The sequence below is a fragment of the Bradyrhizobium sp. BLXBL-01 genome, from assembly GCF_051853025.1.
Lineage (GTDB): Bacteria > Pseudomonadota > Alphaproteobacteria > Rhizobiales > Xanthobacteraceae > Bradyrhizobium.
On the sequence record NZ_CP182471.1, the window covers coordinates 2,423,110 to 2,438,778 of the forward strand.

13 protein-coding genes are annotated in these 15,669 nt (G+C 62.7%); 8 read left to right on the forward strand and 5 right to left on the reverse strand.

Going from position 1 to position 15,669, the window contains the following annotated elements; translation table 11 throughout:
- Positions 1-335: 335 nt before the first annotated feature.
- Genes ACNJYA_RS10920 through dctP form a run of 5 tightly spaced genes read right to left on the reverse strand, consistent with a single transcriptional unit; the run spans position 336 to position 6,238 of the window.
- Positions 336-1,877 carry a malonate--CoA ligase gene (locus tag ACNJYA_RS10920; RefSeq protein ID WP_439402845.1) on the reverse strand — a complete coding sequence of 514 codons (1,542 nt, stop codon included), beginning with the start codon at positions 1,875-1,877 and terminating at the stop codon, positions 336-338.
- On the reverse strand, positions 1,874-3,283 hold the full coding sequence (locus ACNJYA_RS10925; RefSeq protein WP_439402846.1) for a malonyl-CoA decarboxylase: 1,410 nt from the start codon (positions 3,281-3,283) through the stop codon (positions 1,874-1,876). The genes ACNJYA_RS10920 and ACNJYA_RS10925 overlap by 4 nt, the downstream gene beginning before the upstream one ends.
- A gap of 17 nt (positions 3,284-3,300) precedes the next feature.
- The gene (locus tag ACNJYA_RS10930) at positions 3,301-4,656 is read right to left on the reverse strand and encodes a TRAP transporter large permease (RefSeq protein WP_212254698.1); all 1,356 of its coding nucleotides are present in this window, start codon (positions 4,654-4,656) and stop codon (positions 3,301-3,303) included.
- On the reverse strand, positions 4,653-5,210 hold the full coding sequence (locus tag ACNJYA_RS10935; protein ID WP_212254699.1) for a TRAP transporter small permease: 558 nt from the start codon (positions 5,208-5,210) through the stop codon (positions 4,653-4,655). Before ACNJYA_RS10935 ends, ACNJYA_RS10930 begins: the two co-directional genes overlap by 4 nt.
- Positions 5,207-6,238: a TRAP transporter substrate-binding protein DctP gene (gene dctP, locus ACNJYA_RS10940; RefSeq protein ID WP_439402847.1), complete on the reverse strand. Its 1,032-nt coding sequence runs from the start codon at positions 6,236-6,238 to the stop codon at positions 5,207-5,209. Before dctP ends, ACNJYA_RS10935 begins: the two co-directional genes overlap by 4 nt.
- A gap of 122 nt (positions 6,239-6,360) precedes the next feature.
- Between dctP and ACNJYA_RS10945 the strand changes: the two genes are divergently transcribed.
- The 8 genes from ACNJYA_RS10945 (at position 6,361) to ACNJYA_RS10980 (ending at position 15,529) form a co-directional block, all read left to right on the forward strand.
- Complete coding sequence (locus tag ACNJYA_RS10945) at positions 6,361-7,032, forward strand: GntR family transcriptional regulator (RefSeq protein WP_439402848.1); 672 nt, start codon at positions 6,361-6,363, stop codon at positions 7,030-7,032.
- 1,060 nt (positions 7,033-8,092) lie between these two features.
- Complete coding sequence (sfnG, locus tag ACNJYA_RS10950) at positions 8,093-9,199, forward strand: dimethylsulfone monooxygenase SfnG (protein ID WP_439402849.1); 1,107 nt, start codon at positions 8,093-8,095, stop codon at positions 9,197-9,199.
- Between the two features lie 118 nt (positions 9,200-9,317).
- A complete protein-coding gene (locus tag ACNJYA_RS10955; protein ID WP_439403426.1) occupies positions 9,318-10,145 on the forward strand; it encodes an ABC transporter ATP-binding protein in 828 nt (275 codons plus the stop codon).
- Positions 10,145-11,035 (forward strand): branched-chain amino acid ABC transporter permease, encoded by an 891-nt coding sequence (locus tag ACNJYA_RS10960; RefSeq protein ID WP_439402850.1) that lies wholly within the window; start codon positions 10,145-10,147, stop codon positions 11,033-11,035. Before ACNJYA_RS10955 ends, ACNJYA_RS10960 begins: the two co-directional genes overlap by 1 nt.
- A 3-nt stretch (positions 11,036-11,038) precedes the next feature.
- Positions 11,039-12,085 (forward strand): branched-chain amino acid ABC transporter permease, encoded by a 1,047-nt coding sequence (locus ACNJYA_RS10965; RefSeq protein ID WP_439402851.1) that lies wholly within the window; start codon positions 11,039-11,041, stop codon positions 12,083-12,085.
- A 38-nt stretch (positions 12,086-12,123) separates the two neighbouring features.
- Entirely contained in the window at positions 12,124-13,446 is a 1,323-nt protein-coding gene (locus ACNJYA_RS10970) for an ABC transporter substrate-binding protein (RefSeq protein ID WP_439403427.1), read from the forward strand.
- A gap of 68 nt (positions 13,447-13,514) precedes the next feature.
- Positions 13,515-14,309 (forward strand): ABC transporter ATP-binding protein, encoded by a 795-nt coding sequence (locus tag ACNJYA_RS10975; RefSeq protein ID WP_439402852.1) that lies wholly within the window; start codon positions 13,515-13,517, stop codon positions 14,307-14,309.
- Between the two features lie 23 nt (positions 14,310-14,332).
- A complete protein-coding gene (locus tag ACNJYA_RS10980; RefSeq protein WP_439402853.1) occupies positions 14,333-15,529 on the forward strand; it encodes an acyl-CoA dehydrogenase family protein in 1,197 nt (398 codons plus the stop codon).
- Positions 15,530-15,669 lie beyond the last annotated feature (140 nt).

Below are 15,669 nucleotides of genomic sequence, written 5' to 3' on the forward strand. Positions count from 1 at the left end.
GGTCATTGCGGCCGCGGTGAAGGGCCTCTGGAAAGTACAGTGAGCTCTTTGGCAGCTACCCGATCGACACCGCGCGCCTGCGCAAGGTCGTCTATCCATCGTTCGAAAATTGACCGCATCGGCCGTGTCTACCGTCAGCATGAGCGCCCCCCCCCGCACGTTCGGAGGTTACAACATCGAGATCGAGTCGGAAGCAGCCTGCCGTCGATGCATCGCGCTTGAGTTCGTCAAAGCGCGCATCCTCGGCCTCCGCCAGATCCAATCTGCAAGAAACTGATCGCCGTTTCAAGAGAGGCATACAGTTCGGTCGTTCGTACAGCTGGCGACGTGGCACATCATTTTCGAGCAGCTCCATTGCCAGTCTTGGCTGAATATACGTTGGCAAAACGCTCGCGCAGCAGGTTCTTCTGCACCTTTCCCATGGTGTTGCGCGGCAAGGTCTCGACGAAAATGATACGCTTGGGCTGCTTGAACTTCGCAAGGCGTCCCGACAGCGCGTCAAGAATGGCGCGCTCATCCACCGAGGAATTGGGCGAGCGGACCACGGCGGCGGTGACGCCTTCGCCGAAGTCGGCGTGTGGCACGCCGACGACGGCGCTTTCCGATACCCCGTCAATGGCGTCGATCTCGGTCTCGATTTCCTTCGGATAAACGTTGAACCCGCCGGTGATGATGAGGTCCTTGCCGCGCCCGACGATGTGCAGGTAGCCGTCCGCGTCGAGCTTGCCGAGATCTCCCGTGATGAAGAAGCCGTCGGCGCGGAATTCGGCCGCGGTCTTGTCCGGCATGTTCCAGTAGCCCGCGAACACGTTGGGTCCCTTCACCTCGATCATGCCGACCTCGCCGACCGGGAGCATTGCGCCGGTCTCTGGATCGGTGACGCGAACCTCGACGGCGGGGAGCGGCCGGCCGACCGAGCCGGCAATGCGGAGCCCCTCATAGGGATTGGAGGCGATCATCCCGGTCTCGGTCATGCCGTACCGTTCCAGGATCGCGTGCCCGGTCCGCTGCTGCCAGGCCCGGTGTGTCTCGGCCAGAAGGGGCGCTGAGCCGGCGACGAACAGCCTCATGTTGGCGGTGGCTCGCTCGTTCAGGTCAGGGCTCTCGAGCAGGCGGACATAGAAAGTCGGCACGCCCATGAGAACCGTGCTGCGCGCCATCGTCGTCAGGATGCGCTCGGCGTCGAACTTCTGCATGAACAGGATACGCGCGCGTGCGGCGAAGGAGACGTTGCAGGCCACGAAGAGCCCGTGAACGTGATAGATCGGCAGGGCATGGATCAGCACGTCCTTGCGCGAATAGCGCCACTCCTTTACGAGCGTCAGGGCGTTCGAAGATAGGTTGCCGTGCGTCAGCATGGCTCCCTTCGAGCGGCCGGTCGTGCCCGACGTGTAGAGGATGGCGGCGAGATCGTCGATCGTCCTGGCGATGGTGATAAATCGCGCCGGAAACTCTGCCGCGGCCTGGACGAGCGAACCCTTGCCGCGCTGATCGAGCGTCTCGACCCGGCCGCCTGCCTTGGCGGCGATGACGCGCAAATCGGCCTCTTCCCTGGGATCGCACACGATCAATGTCGGCTGCGCGTCGCGGATGAAGTACTCGGTCTCGGCCGGCGTATAGGCGGTGTTGAGCGGCAGATAGACCGCGCCTGCGCGCAGCGTTGCAAGATAGAGCGCGACGGCCTCGACGGATTTCTCCACCTTGGCCGCGACGCGGTGGTTCGGGCCGATGCCGATGCTGGCGAGGAAGTTCGCGAACCTGCCGCTGAGGGCGGCGAGTTCGGCATAGCTCAACGCCGTGCCGTCGTCCTTCTCGATGCAGATGGATTGGTCGGACTCCGCGCCGGCGAGCAGGCGGTCGTACAGGTTCGAGCTCATGACGAGATCTTCCGTTGCGAGTTGGTGTGAGGACTGGGAACGAGGTCGCGCGACGACAGTTTCGCGCGAAGCGCCTTCTTCACGTTGTCGGAAGCGACGACGGTCCCGGCTTCCGCAAAGGCCTCGTGGTTCGCCTCGATGTGCTCGAGCGCGTAGAGATAGTTCACCATCAGCCCGTAGGACTGCTTCATGCCCTTGGCGGAGGCGTCGCCGAGGAAATTCAGCCGTTCCAGGCGTGCGCCGTTGCCGAGGTGGAAGCGGGCGACCGGGTCCACCGGCTTGCCCGACGGCAGTTTTGCCTTCAGGAAGTAATAGGCCGCAAGCGCAGTGATGGGCTCTTTCGCCTGCGCAATATCGCCGCCGTCCTCGATCGCGGCCATCGCTCGGCGCGTGTCGTCGTCGATCGCAGCCGATGCCTCGCTCTTGAGCTCGCGCCTCGCCCAGCCGGCAAAGCCGGGCACGGGCGACAGGGTGACGAAGGTCTTCAGGTTCGGCAGCTCGCGGGCGAGATCCTGCACCACCTGCTTGATCAGGAAGTTGCCGAACGAGACGCCGGCGAGGCCCTTTTGCGTGTTCGAGATCGAGTAGAACACGGCGGTGGTCGCCTCGTGCGCGGCAATCGCCTGGCGCGACTTGTCCAACAGCGGTCCGATCGCGCCGGGAATCTCGCGTGTGAGCGCGACCTCGACGAAGATCAGCGGCTCGTCCACCAGCTGCGGATGGAAGAACGCGTAACAGCGGCGGTCCGGCGGCTCGAGCCGGTTGCGCAAATCGTCCCAGTCCTGGATGGCGTGGACGGCCTCATACCTGATGATCTTTTCGAGGATGTTGGCCGAGGTGGTCCAGTCGATCGGTCGCAGCACGAGGAACCCCCGGTTGAACCAGGACGAGAACAGATGGACGAAGTCGTCGTCGACGGCCTGCAGCTCGGGATGCTCGCGCAGCAGCGCGAGCAGCACCTCGCGCATCCGCACCAGCGAGGCCGTTCCGCCCGGCGCGAGGTTGAGGCGCCGGATCAGCTCCTGCCGGCGTGGCTCCGCGGCGGCATGGAGCGCCTCGAGCTTGCTGCCGTCGCCACCCTCCTTGCGCTGGTAGGCGGCGATCGCGAGCTCGATGGCGCGGCGGTCCGGCCCGAACCGGTCGGCGAGGGAGGATAGAAATTTGAGCCGCTGCGGCTCGGCCGCGGCTTCGAACGCGGCAAGCAGCGATTGCGCGATCGCAACGCCGGAGGCTTCGCCCCGACGCGACAGCAGCGCCTCGCCCAGAAGCGCGAGGTCGCGATCCTCGCTCGCCTCGCGATCCGGCTTGATGCCGAGAACCGCGCGGCCGCGTTGCGTCAACGTGTCGATCAGCCCTTGCAGGAATTCGGGTGCCGCGATGCGTCCGGATCGGATGTCGCTCAGCATGGTTCATGCCTCCTCGGTTAACGCGTCGGGGCGCCCATCACCAGATTGGGCAGGAAGGTGGAGATCGAAGGGACCAGGCAGAGCAGGACCACCGCGAACGCCATCAGCACGACGAAGGGCAGCGTGCCCCAGATCACGTCCCTCAGGGGAATGTCGGGCGCGATATTCCTGATGACGAAGATGTTGAGCCCGACCGGCGGGTGGATGAGGCCCATCTCCATCACGATCGTCATCACCACGCCGAACCAGATCAGGTCGAAGCCGGCGTCCTTGAGCGGCGGCAGGATGATCGGCGCGGTCATCAGGATGATCGAGACCGGCGGCAGGAAGAAGCCGAGCACGACCACCAGCACCAGGATCGCGCCCAGCAGCACCCATGGTGACAGATGCATCGCCACGATCGCCTGCGCCGCGCCCTGGCTGATGTGGAGATAGCTCATGACGTAGGAGTAGAGCAGCGACATGCCGATGATCAGCATCAGCATGGTCGATTCCTTCAGCGTCGATTCCAGGATCGGGCCGAGATCCCGCGGCCGCCACACGCCGTAGATCGAGGCGATCAGGACCAGCGCCAGGATGCCGCCGAGGCCGGCGGTTTCCGACGGCGTCGCATAGCCGCCATAGAGCGCGATCATGACGCCGCTGAGCAGCACGACGAAGGGCAGCACGCGCGGCAGCGCGCCGAAGCGCATCGCCATGGTGAAGCGCTCGTTCGACAGGATCGGATGCTGTGCCGGATCGGCGGCATAGGCGCGCTGCGCCGCCTTGTACTCGGCCTTGAACCTCAGCACGGCATAGGTCGCAAACAGCAGCACCAGCAGAAGGCCCGGCCCGATGCCGGCGAGGAAGAGACGTCCGAGCGACTGCTCGGCGGCGACCGCGTACAGGATCATGGTGATCGAGGGCGGCAGCAGGATGCCGAGCGTGCCGCCGGCGGCGATCACGCCCGCGGCGAAGCCGCCGGAATAGCCGCGCTTGCGCATCTCGGGAATGCCGGCGGAGCCGATCGCCGAACAGGTGGCCGGAGACGATCCGGCCATCGCGGCGAACAGCGCGCAGGCGAACACGTTGGCAATGCCGAGACCGCCGGGGATGCGGCCCATCCAGACATGGAGCGCGCTGTAGAGGTCCTGTCCCGCCTTCGACTTGCCGATCGCGGCGCCTTTCAGGATGAAGAGCGGGATCGCCAGCAGCGTGATCGAAGCCATCTCCTCGTAGACGTTCTGCGTCACCGTATCGAGCGATGCGGCGGGCATGAAGTAGTACATGAAGATGACGGCGACCGCGCCGAGCGCCAGCGCGATCGGCATGCCCGAAGCCATGACGGCGAGGGTCGCACCACCATACATTAATCCGACGGCAAGCGTGCTCATTTGCTCCTCCATGTCTCGAGGCTCGCGGCCAGCTGAAGCGCGATCTGCAGCGTCATCAGCGTCATGCCGAGCGACATCATGCTGTAGGGAATCCACAGCGGCGGGGCCCAGGTCGATCCGGACACCTGTCCGTCGACCCAGGCTTCGTGGAACAGCGTCCAGGATTTCCAGGCGAAGAAGGCGCAGAACGATAGGCTCGCGGCGTCGACCGCGAGCATGCGGATCGCATTGCCGCGCTTCGAGAGGTAGCCGGTGAGCGCCTCGATGCCGATATGGCCGCGCCCGGCCTGTACGAACGCGGTGGACAGGAACGTGGCGCCGACCAGCAGGAACACCGCAGCCTCGTCCTGCCAATAGGTTGCCGCGTTGAAGAAGTAGCGCGCGGCCACGCTGTAGCTGAGGATTGCGCTCGAGACGATGAGCGCGATCGAGCAGAGCACGACGATCGCCCTGTTGAGCAGAGTCATCGCGCGCGCGATGCGTCCGACCGGGGAGCCGGGTCGCGCCGACGTCACGGCGGTGGAATGGCCGAGATCGATGCCGTGCGCGCTCATGAGCCCGCCTCCATGGCGAGCTTGATCAGGCGGGCGCAGTTCTCGTTCTTGCCCGCGTAATCCTTCCAGGCCGTCTCGCGCGATAGATCCCGCCAGGCCTGAACCGTCTTGTCGTCGAGATCGTGCACCGTTGCGCCGGCGGCCTGATAGACCTTGGCGACACGAACGTCGTCCTCCACCGCAGCATTGCGGCCGAACGCTTCGAGCTCGGCGCCGACCGAGACGATGATGTCACGCTCCTCGTTCGACAGCCGGTCGAACACCGCCTTCGACATCACGAGCGGCTCGAGCATGAACCAATAGCTCTTGGCCCGGCCCGTCGTCAGATGTTTGGCGAGCTCCTCCAGGCGGAACGAGGTCAGGCTGGTGGAGGAGGTGAGGGCGGCATCGCACGCGCCGGTCTGCATCGCCGCATAGAGCTCGTTGGAGGGCAGCGACAGCACCGAGGCGCCGGCAGCCTGCAGCACCAGATCCATCTCGCGCGAGCCGCCGCGGACCTTCATGCCCTTGGCATCGCCGACCGCGACCAGCGGGCGCGAACGGCTGGCGACGCCGCCGGCCTGCCAGATCCAGGTGAGGATGACGAGGCCTTTGGCGGCGAGGAATTTGGTGAACTCCTGGCCGATCGGCTTGTTCTTCCAGCCGAGGCCTTCGTCGTAACCGGTGACGAGGCCCGGCATCAGGCCGATGTTCAGCTCGGGAAGATCGCCGCCGGCGTAGGAGATCGGAATGAGGCTCATGTCGAGCGCGCCTTTGCGCATCGCCGAAACCTGCGCGTTGGTCTTCATCAGCGACGAGCCCGGATAGATCTCGGCGGTCATCGCGCCCTTGCTGCGCTCCTGGATCAGCGTCGCGAAGCGCCGGCAGAGCCGGTCGCGGAAATCGCCCTCGGTCGCGGTGCCTCCCGGAAACTGGTGCGAGATCTTCAGGGCCGTGGCCGCGCGCGCCGCTCCGAACCGGAGCAGCGCCGGGGCCGCGATCCCCAGGGCCAGAGTTTGGGCCAAGGCTTGGCGTCTTGAAATCCTCATTCCATACCTCCCGTGCTAGATTGCATTTTTTATTTCTAATATTGCATACAATTCATATATGAACTGCATGCTGTATGTTTTGTCAAGCGTATGGTATGGAATTGCAGGATCGGGTGTATACAATGAGCCAGGCCTTCAGACTGAAGCAGTCCATCGAAGACGCTGTGATTGCAGGGGAATTTCAACCCGGCGATCGCTTGGACGAAGCCTCGCTGGCGGAGCGATTCGGCGTGTCGCGGACGCCCATCCGCGAGGCGCTGCTGCAGCTCGGCGCCGAAGGCTTCATCGATGTCCGCCCGCGACGCGGCGCCATTGTCAGCGTCCCGTCACCGACCCGGCTGTTCGAGATGTTCGAGACCATGGCGGAGATCGAAAGCGCCTGCGGACGGCTGGCCGCGCGGCGGCTGACGCCGGACAATGATGCTGCGATGGAAGCTGCGCACCGGGCCTGCGAGACGGCCGCGCGAAACGGCGACAGCGAGCAGTATTACGCCGACAACCGCAACTTCCACGAAGCGATCTACCGCGCCAGCCGCAACAGCTTCCTGGCCGATCAGGCCTTCGCCCTGCACAAGCGCTTGAGCGCCTATCGCCGCATCCAGCTGCGGGCGCGCAACCGGCTGCTGCAATCGTTGCAGGAGCATGCCGGCATCCTGGAAGCAATCCGCGGCGGCGATGAGCAGCTCGCGGCGACGAGGTTGCACGACCACGTTCTCGTGCAGGGCGAGCGGTTCTCAGACATGGTGCTGGGGCTAACGCACCGCAGGTCTGCGCTGACCGGAGGCAAGAGCTAAGCAGTAAAATACAGCGGGCGAGGCGCGCAGGAGCCGCTGAGTTGATGGCCGAACGTCAGGCCAAATGAAGTGGACCGGCAAACGGTGGCCCGACAGGATCTGGATCGTCGCGCCCGGGTTGCGGCCGAATGCCTTGTCCGCCCCAACTGGAGCACAATCGACTGGAAGTTGTCGTCAAAATTCGCGGCCGCGACCGGCTTCGGCACGGCTGCATCGCTGACACATCATTTTAGGCAGCGAGTTGCTACGAGCCCCATGCGTTATCGCGCGGTCTTTCAGATACCTGCGCGCGCGGGCGCCGAACATCGCTGAGCAACCACCAAAGAGCAGGATATTCCGATCGCGATCGGTACTATTGCAGCACTCCCACCGTCTTACTTGAGAGAAGCGCAAACTGCGCGGTGCAAAGTGTGCTTGCATGTTCGACTGTAGAATAGTGGTCCGTTCATCTAGATTGCGAATTCAAGCTCGTTAGCCATTTGGGCGGAGTGCAGTTGGTCTCAGGTGCCAGGGAATGCAATAAGACTATTCGAACAAATCGCCGAAGTCGTTGAACCAAGTGCCAAGATGCAATACCGGAGGCGCCCAAACGGGCCGCGACATTGAAACTGCTCTCTGCGGCGACGCGTGATGAGCCACTCCTGTACGGCAATAAACGATGCGTGCGCGGCGAAATAAGAGAAAGCCGATTATCTGCGCGTGACGAAAAATAGTCCGTCTTGGACTCGCGCAGTCGAAGATTCTCTGAGAGGATTGATTATCAGGCAATGGTGCCAGTCAGGAGCGCTGATGATGCGCAACAACATCTTCGACACGGTGAGGCATTCAGTTGCGCGCGAGCTTGTCGATGAGTTGTGTTTGTGTCGTTCCTGAGCGGCGTCTCAACGCGGGTGGCGATCTGACCTGAGATCGCTTAGTTCCTCCAAATCAACAACCTAACCGGTCGCTAGAACAGCAGCGTCGGCACCCGTTCGTCTAGATCGGCGTGGTCGCATGGTGCTGCCGGACTCAGGCTGTCGGTCGTTTTGTGGCAAGTGCAATTCTCAAGGGGACAAACTGGATGTCTGTGAACAACAATCCGATCAAGTTCGCCTACTGGGTGCCTAACGTCTCAGGCGGACTTGTGATTTCTTCAATCGAGCAGCGAACCAGCTGGGACATCGACTACAATCGGAAGCTCGCCCAGATCGCGGAGAAGGCCGGCTTCGACTACGCACTAAGCCAGATCCGGTTCACGGCGGGTTACGGAGCCGACAAGCAGCATGAGCCGGTCGCCTTCTCGCACGCGCTGCTCGCAGCGACCGAAAAGCTCAAGGTGATCGCTGCCCTCCTTCCCGGGCCATGGAATCCGGCGGTGGCGGCGAAGCAGATCGCGACGATCAGCCAGCTCACCAACGCGCGTGTTGCGGTCAATATCGTATCGGGCTGGTTCCGAGGCGAATTCCATGCGATCGGCGAGCCCTGGCTCGACCACGACGAACGCTACCGGCGCTCGGAGGAATTCATCAACGCTCTGCGCGGGATCTGGACGGAGGAGAGCTTTACGCTCAAGGGAGATTTCTATCGGTTCAACGAGTACTCGCTCAAGCCGAAGCCGCTCGATCCGTTGCCCGAGATATTCCAGGGCGGCTCCTCGCGGGCTGCCCGCGATATGGCCGCTCGCGTGTCCGATTGGTATTTCACCAACGGAAATACGCCAGAGGGGCTGAAAGCGCAGGTCGAGGACATCAGGTCCAAGGAGAAGACCTTCGGCAAGAGCTGGCAGACCAAGATCGGAATCAATGCATTTGGCATCGTTCGGCAGACCGAAAAGGAAGCCAAGGACGTGCTGCAGGAGATCCTCGACAACGCGATCCCCGATGCGGTTCGCGGCTTCCACCACGAGGTCCAGAATGCGGGCAACGCCAGCCCCGAGCGCGAGGGCAACTGGGCCAAATCCACCTTCCAGGACCTCGTTCAATACAATGATGGGTTCCGCTCGAACCTGATCGGCACGCCACAGCAAGTCGCTGAACGGATCATCGAGCTGAAGCACGCCGGCGCCGACCTGATCCTGCTGGGCTTCCTGCATTTCCAGGAAGAGGTCGAATATTTCGGCAAGCATGTGATCCCGCTGGTCCGCGAACTTGAGGCAAGGACCCCTGTGCGCGTTCAAGCCGCGGAATAGGCGCAAAGCGAGGGGCAGCCACGTGACGGCGATTGCGACAGGGGCGGGCGCGTTTCGGCTGGAGGAGATCCCTCCACGCCGATACGCGGATGTATCGGGCGGAAGGCGCGAGGAGGCGCTGGAGCGGGGTGCGGAGGAGTCTGCCAAGAGACCCGTACGACCGGTGCTCGGACTTGCAAACATTTCGCTGACATTTGGCGGCATCGCGGCCTTACGCGAGATCGATCTGGATGTCGCTGTGGGCGAGATCTTGGCAGTCATTGGACCGAACGGCGCCGGAAAGAGCTCGCTCCTTAACGTCGTCAGTGGGGTTTACAGACCCGATCGCGGAGAAGTGTGGTTTGGCGAGCACTCCTTTCGTGATGTGCCGACGTCGAGGCTTGCAGCCTTTGGCGTGGCACGGACGTTTCAGAACCTGGCGCTCTTCAAGGGACTTTCCGTTTTCGACAACGTGCTGATGGGGTTGGCTTATCGTCAACGGACGGGTTTCCTGGGGCAGATCATCGGCTCGCCGCTTGCGCGGCGGATCGAGGCCGAGAGCCGCGCGGCCGCGGAAGGAGTGATCGGATTCCTGCATCTCGCAGAGGTTCGCGACCGCCGCGCTGGAACGCTCCCCTACGGAGTGCAGAAGCGCGTCGAGCTGGCGCGGGCGCTGGTCGCGCGGCCGAAGCTCCTGCTACTCGACGAGCCGTTCGCGGGCGTAACTCTCACCGAAAAGCAGGAACTGTCGCAGCATGTGCGCAACGCCCGCGACAGCTTCGGGGCAGCAATCGTCCTGATCGAGCACGACATCGGCCTGGTGATGGGGCTGTCCGATCGCGTGGCCGTGCTCGATTACGGGCGAAAAATCGCGGACGGCACCCCCGACCAGGTCCGCGTCGATCCTGCGGTGATCGACGCTTATCTTGGCGTCGCACATGAGGACGAAACGGAGCTTGCGACCTGATGTTCGACTACCAGTTTCTGATTGAGGTGTTGATCGGTGGCCTGCTTTCGGGGGTGATGTATTCCCTGGTCGCGATCGGGTTCGTGCTGATCTACAAGACCTCCGGCGTACTTAACTTCGCACAAGGCGCGATGCTGTTGTTCGCGGCCCTGACCTTCGTCAGTCTCGTCGAACGCGGCGCGCCATTCGTTGCCGCCTTGGCAGCGACACTGGTTGTCATGGTCGCTCTGGGCATCGCCACAGAGCGGTTGGTGCTGCGACCGCTGGTCAACCAGCCTCCGATCACCCTGTTCATGGCGACGCTGGGGCTTTCCTACGTCATCGAAGGCGCAGCCCAGCTTCTGTGGGGCACGCAGGTACATGGCCTCGACATCGGCATCAGCGATACGCCGTTCGATGTGGCTGGCGTGCTGATCAGTCAGTTCGACCTGTTTGCCGCGGCGGTCGCGGGCAGCTTGGTTGCGCTATTTGCGCTTTTCTTCCGCTACACCCGCACCGGGCTGTCGTTTCGCGCCGTGGCCGACGATCAATTTGCCGCCCTCGCGGTGGGCCTGCGGCTGCCGCGGGTCTGGGCGGCGGTCTGGACGGTGGCCGGGATCGTCGCCCTCGTCGGTGGCCTGTTGTGGGGTGCGCGGCTCGGCGTGCAATTCTCGCTGTCGCTGGTCGTCTTGAAAGCGTTGCCGGTCCTGGTGCTCGGTGGGTTCGATTCGATTGCAGGGGCGATCATCGGCGGCCTCTTGGTCGGGGCCATCGAAAAACTGGCGGAGGTCTATGTCGGACCGTCCTTCGGAGGCGGCATCGAGATCTGGGCGGCCTATGCCGCGGCGCTACTGCTGCTGTTGATCCGGCCATCGGGCCTGTTCGGACAGAAGCTCGTGGAGAGGGTGTAGACAATGGCCGCTCCTACTCCCGCCAAATCGAGCTGGCCGATTGCCGAGACGCTGTGGATCGGCATCGCGATCGTAATCGCCTATGGTGTCGTTCCGTTCGCAGGGTCAGACTATCTGCTGGACGCCGTGCTCACGCCGTTCCTGGCGCTGGCGCTCGCTGCCGTCGGGCTCAACGTCCTCACCGGATACGCCGGACAAGTCTCGCTCGGCTCAGCCGCTTTCCTCGCCGTCGGGGCCTACGCCGCATACAATCTTCATCTTCGCATCCCAGGATTGCCGTTGCTGGTCGATGTGGTGCTGGCTGGCGTCATCGCGGCGGCCGTTGGTATTGTATTCGGACTGCCGAGCCTGCGGCTGCGCGGGTTCTATCTCGCGGTATCGACGCTCGCCGCGCAGTTCTTCGTGCAGTGGGCGCTGACCAAGTTCAGCTGGTTCTCCAACGACAATCCGTCAGGAGTGATCGACGCGCCGATTCTAAGTATCGGCAGCATCAGCTTCACGACCCCCGCCGAACGTTACGTCTTTTCGCTGACGATCGTGGTCGTTTTTACCCTGCTGACGCTGCGTTTGCTCCGTTCCCAGTCCGGCCGCAACTTCATCGCGGTACGCGATCACGAGATCGCGGCCAAGGTGATTGGTGTCCCGCTCTTGCGCACCAAGCTGCTCGCCTTCGCGATCTCGTCCTTCCTGATTGGTGTTGCCGGCGTGCTCTGGGCATTCGCTTATTTGCGCACGGTCGAGCCGGCCGGGTTCAATCTGGATCGCTCCTTCCAGATCCTGTTCATCATCATCATTGGCGGCCTGGCCTCGCTGCGCGGCTCCTTCATCGGTGCTGCCTTCATCGTTGTCTTCCCGCTCCTGTTGTCGCGGATCGGCGCCGCGCTGCTCGGCAGCGTGTTCGATTCGGGTGTTCTGGAGATGAGCCAGCGCATCGTGATCGGTGGCCTCATCATCGCTTTTCTGATCGCAGAGCCGCGCGGGCTGATCGCGCTGTGGGACCGCGCCTGGGTAGCCATCCGGCCTGCCAGGCGCCCAGTGCTTCCGACTTGAGACTTTTGCTTAACCCAAAGGAGCTTGCAATGAACATGATGAGACGCCTGAAGGTAACAGTAGGCGCGGCGCTCGCCGTCGGCTTTGCCAGTACGTTGGCTGTGCACGCCGACGAACAGTTCTTTCCGCTGCAGAGCTATCGCGTTGGCCCCTATGCCGCCGGCGGTACCGGGTTCTTTGGCGGCTTCATCGACTATCTCAATCTGATCAACATTCGCGATGGTGGCGTTAACGGCGTCAAGCTGACCTGGGATGAAGGTGAGACCCAGTACGAAGTGGAACGCGGCGTCGAGGTCTATGAGCGGCTAAAGAGCCGGCCAGGGATCGCGGCCTGGAACCCGCTGTCGGTCGGCATCGCTTATGCCATGATCGACCGCATCACCAAGGACAAGGTGCCGCTGATTACCATCAACCATGGCCGTACCGATTCGACCGACGGCCGCGTGTTCCCTTATGTCTTTCCGCTACTGCTCAATCCCTACAGCGAGACGTCCGGCATCGTGAACTACATTGCCTCCAAAGAAGGCGGTGCGAACAAGTTGAAGGGCAAGAAGATCGTCGTGCTCTATCATGGCTCGCCCTATGGCAAGGAGACGATCCCGATCTACAAGCTCCTGGCGGATAAATACGGCTTTGAAGTCGAGCAGATCGAGGTCCCGCACCCGGGCAATGAGCAGCAATCGCAATGGCTCTCCATCCGTCGGGCCAAGCCGGACTACGTGGTATTGCGCGGCTGGGGCGTGATGAACCCGGTGGCGCTGAAGACCGCGCAGAAGGTCGGCTTCCCCGCCGACCACATCATCGGCAATGTCTGGTCCAACTCCGAGGAGGATGTCATTCCCGCCGGCGACGCCGCGAAGGGCTACATCGCAATCACGACCCAGGCCTCCGGCGCCGATTATTCCGTGCTTCAGGAGGTCATCAAGACCGTCTACGGCGCGAACAAGGGCAATCTCGACGACAAGAAGCGGATCGGCAGCGTCTATCACAACCTCGGAATAGTAAACGGCATTCTCAATGTCGAAGCTGTCCGGATTGCGCAGGCAAAGTTCGGCAAGCGCACCTTGACCGGCGATGAGGTTCGTTGGGGTTTTGAGCACCTCCAGCTCGACCCAGCACGGGTGGAGGCGCTGGGTGCGAAAGGCCTGTTCCATTCAATCAACGTCAACTGGGACAATCACGAAGGGGATGGCCGCGTCACCTTCCAGCAATGGGATGGCAGCAAATGGAAGGTCGTCTCGGATTGGATTGCACCGGATTGGGCATCCCTGCGGCCCATCATCGAGAAGTCGTCAGCCGCCTATGCGAAGGAGCACAACATCAAGATCCGGACCTCCGGCGATGAACCGGTGAGCCAGTAGCGCAAGGCAACGCTTGGGAAACTGCGGGAGCCTCGGCTCCCGCAGTTTTAGACGGGGTGAATCCGGGCATGAGTGACGTTCTGCTTTCGGTCGAAGGGTTGGCGGCAACCTACAACCACGCCATTCGAGCGGTGAGTGACGTATCATTTGCGGTTCGGCGTGGCGAAATCGTCGCGGTACTCGGGGCAAACGGCGCGGGCAAGTCGACGACGCTTCAGGCGATTTCGGCGCTGCTGCCGGCGCGGCGCGGCCAGGTGGCTGCCGGGCGCATTGTTTTCGACGGCCACGACATCGTGTCCGCATCGCCCGCGGAGCTGGTCCGGGCCGGGATCGTTCCGGTGCTTGAAGGCCGGCATTGCTTCCCCTCGCTGACCGTCGAGGAGAACCTTATCACCGGCGCCATTGGCCGAGACGCAAAGTCTCGCCTGATCCGTGGCGACCTTGACGAGATCTACGAGCTTTTCCCGCGACTGAAGGATCACCGCAGGTCGATTTCGGGCCTCACCTCAGGCGGCGAGCAGCAGATGACCGCGATCGGCCGTGCGCTGATGTCACGGCCACGGCTCTTGGTGCTGGACGAACCCTCCATGGGGCTAGCGCCGCTCGTCGTCGAAGGCATTTTCCGAGCGCTGAAGCAGCTGAACAGCGAGCAGGGTCTCTCGATCCTCGTCGCGGAGCAGAATTCGACGGTTGCGCTACGCTTTGCCGATCATGCGGTCGCGCTTGAGAATGGCCGCAGCGTTCTGTCCGGCTCGTCAGCCGAACTGCGCAGCCGCGACGACATCAAGGCGCTTTACCTCGGCGGCTCGCCGCAAACTGACGTCGCCGAGAAACCGCTCATCCATGCCGTTGTCACAGTTTGACGAAACACAAGGGAGAATGACCAATGGCTAACGACAATCTTGCGCGCAAGATCGATTCTGACATCTATTCTCGGCTGGATGCCGCGATTGATGCGACCGTCAAGGTCAACGCCGATCGCAATGATCTGGAAAGCCGCTTTCCAAGAGAAAATCTGAGGGCATTGGCGGAAGCCGGCTGGACCGGCGTGTTGAACGAAACACGGTTTGGTGGTCTCGGCCTTGGCCATATTGACTTCGCCGAAGCCGCTTACCGCATCGGACAGGCCGATGCGTCGACTGGCCTCGTCTACGTCATGCATGTCGGTGCGGCTCAGACGATCAATCTGTTCGGTAATGATGACCAGAAAGAGCGCTGGCTCAAAGCGAACAACGGCGCACTGCTCGGAACGTACTCGACGAGTGAACGCGCCACCGGTGGACACTGGTGGTATAATCTCTCCGAGGCTTCGCGCGACGGCGACAATTATCTTCTCAACGCAGAAAAGTCGTTTACGACGAGCTCCGGCCAAGCTGATTTCTATGTCGTCCAGACACGCACCCCAGGTGCCAAGGATCAAACCGACATCATCTTCTTCATCGTTGACGGCAAGTCTGAGGGCATCGAATCCAAGCCTTGGGATGCGCTCGGTGTCCGCGGCAATCACTCGGGCCCGATCCGCTACAGCAACGTACGGGTGCCGCAACGTGACCGGCTAGGCACCGAGGGACAGGGGAAGGAGATCATCTACGATGGCGTATCCCCGGTCTATCTGATCGGGCTCGGCGCGGTCTGGGAAGGCGTCGCCCGCGGCGCATTGAACGCGGCGGTCAAGCACGCCACGAGTTTCGTTCACAAGGATCGAAACAAGAGTCTGTCCGATTACCAGGCGATCCGGCAGGAGCTCGGTGCGGCCAAGGTGTTGGTCGAGACCTTGCGGCCGTGGCGCCTGGAACTCGCGGCGAGGCTGGATGAGCTCTGGCGGGCCGGTAAGCCGCAGAGCGAAATCCTAATTCCTCTGACCGAGTTCAAGGTCCATGCCGCCGAGGTTGCGAACAAGGTCGCGGCAGCAGCGCTCACGGTCACGGGAGGTTACGGCTATCACCGCGGGCCCATCGAGCGCGCTTTCCGCGACGCGCGGGCGGCGATCGCCATGGGACCGTCAAACGTGATTGCTCGGGACTGGATCGGCAAGGCGCTGGTCGGCCTGCCACTCGAGCTCTTCTACGAGGGCGGAGAATAGGCCAAAATCCGCCGGCGCTGGCGAGGCGTTCGGCCCCGCGTGCGTCTGGATCAGTGTCACGACCCGGTCCGGAATGCGATTTCGCACCGTTCTGGATCCTGCGTTGCTGCCGCGCAGGGGACGGTTCTCGAGGTGCACTC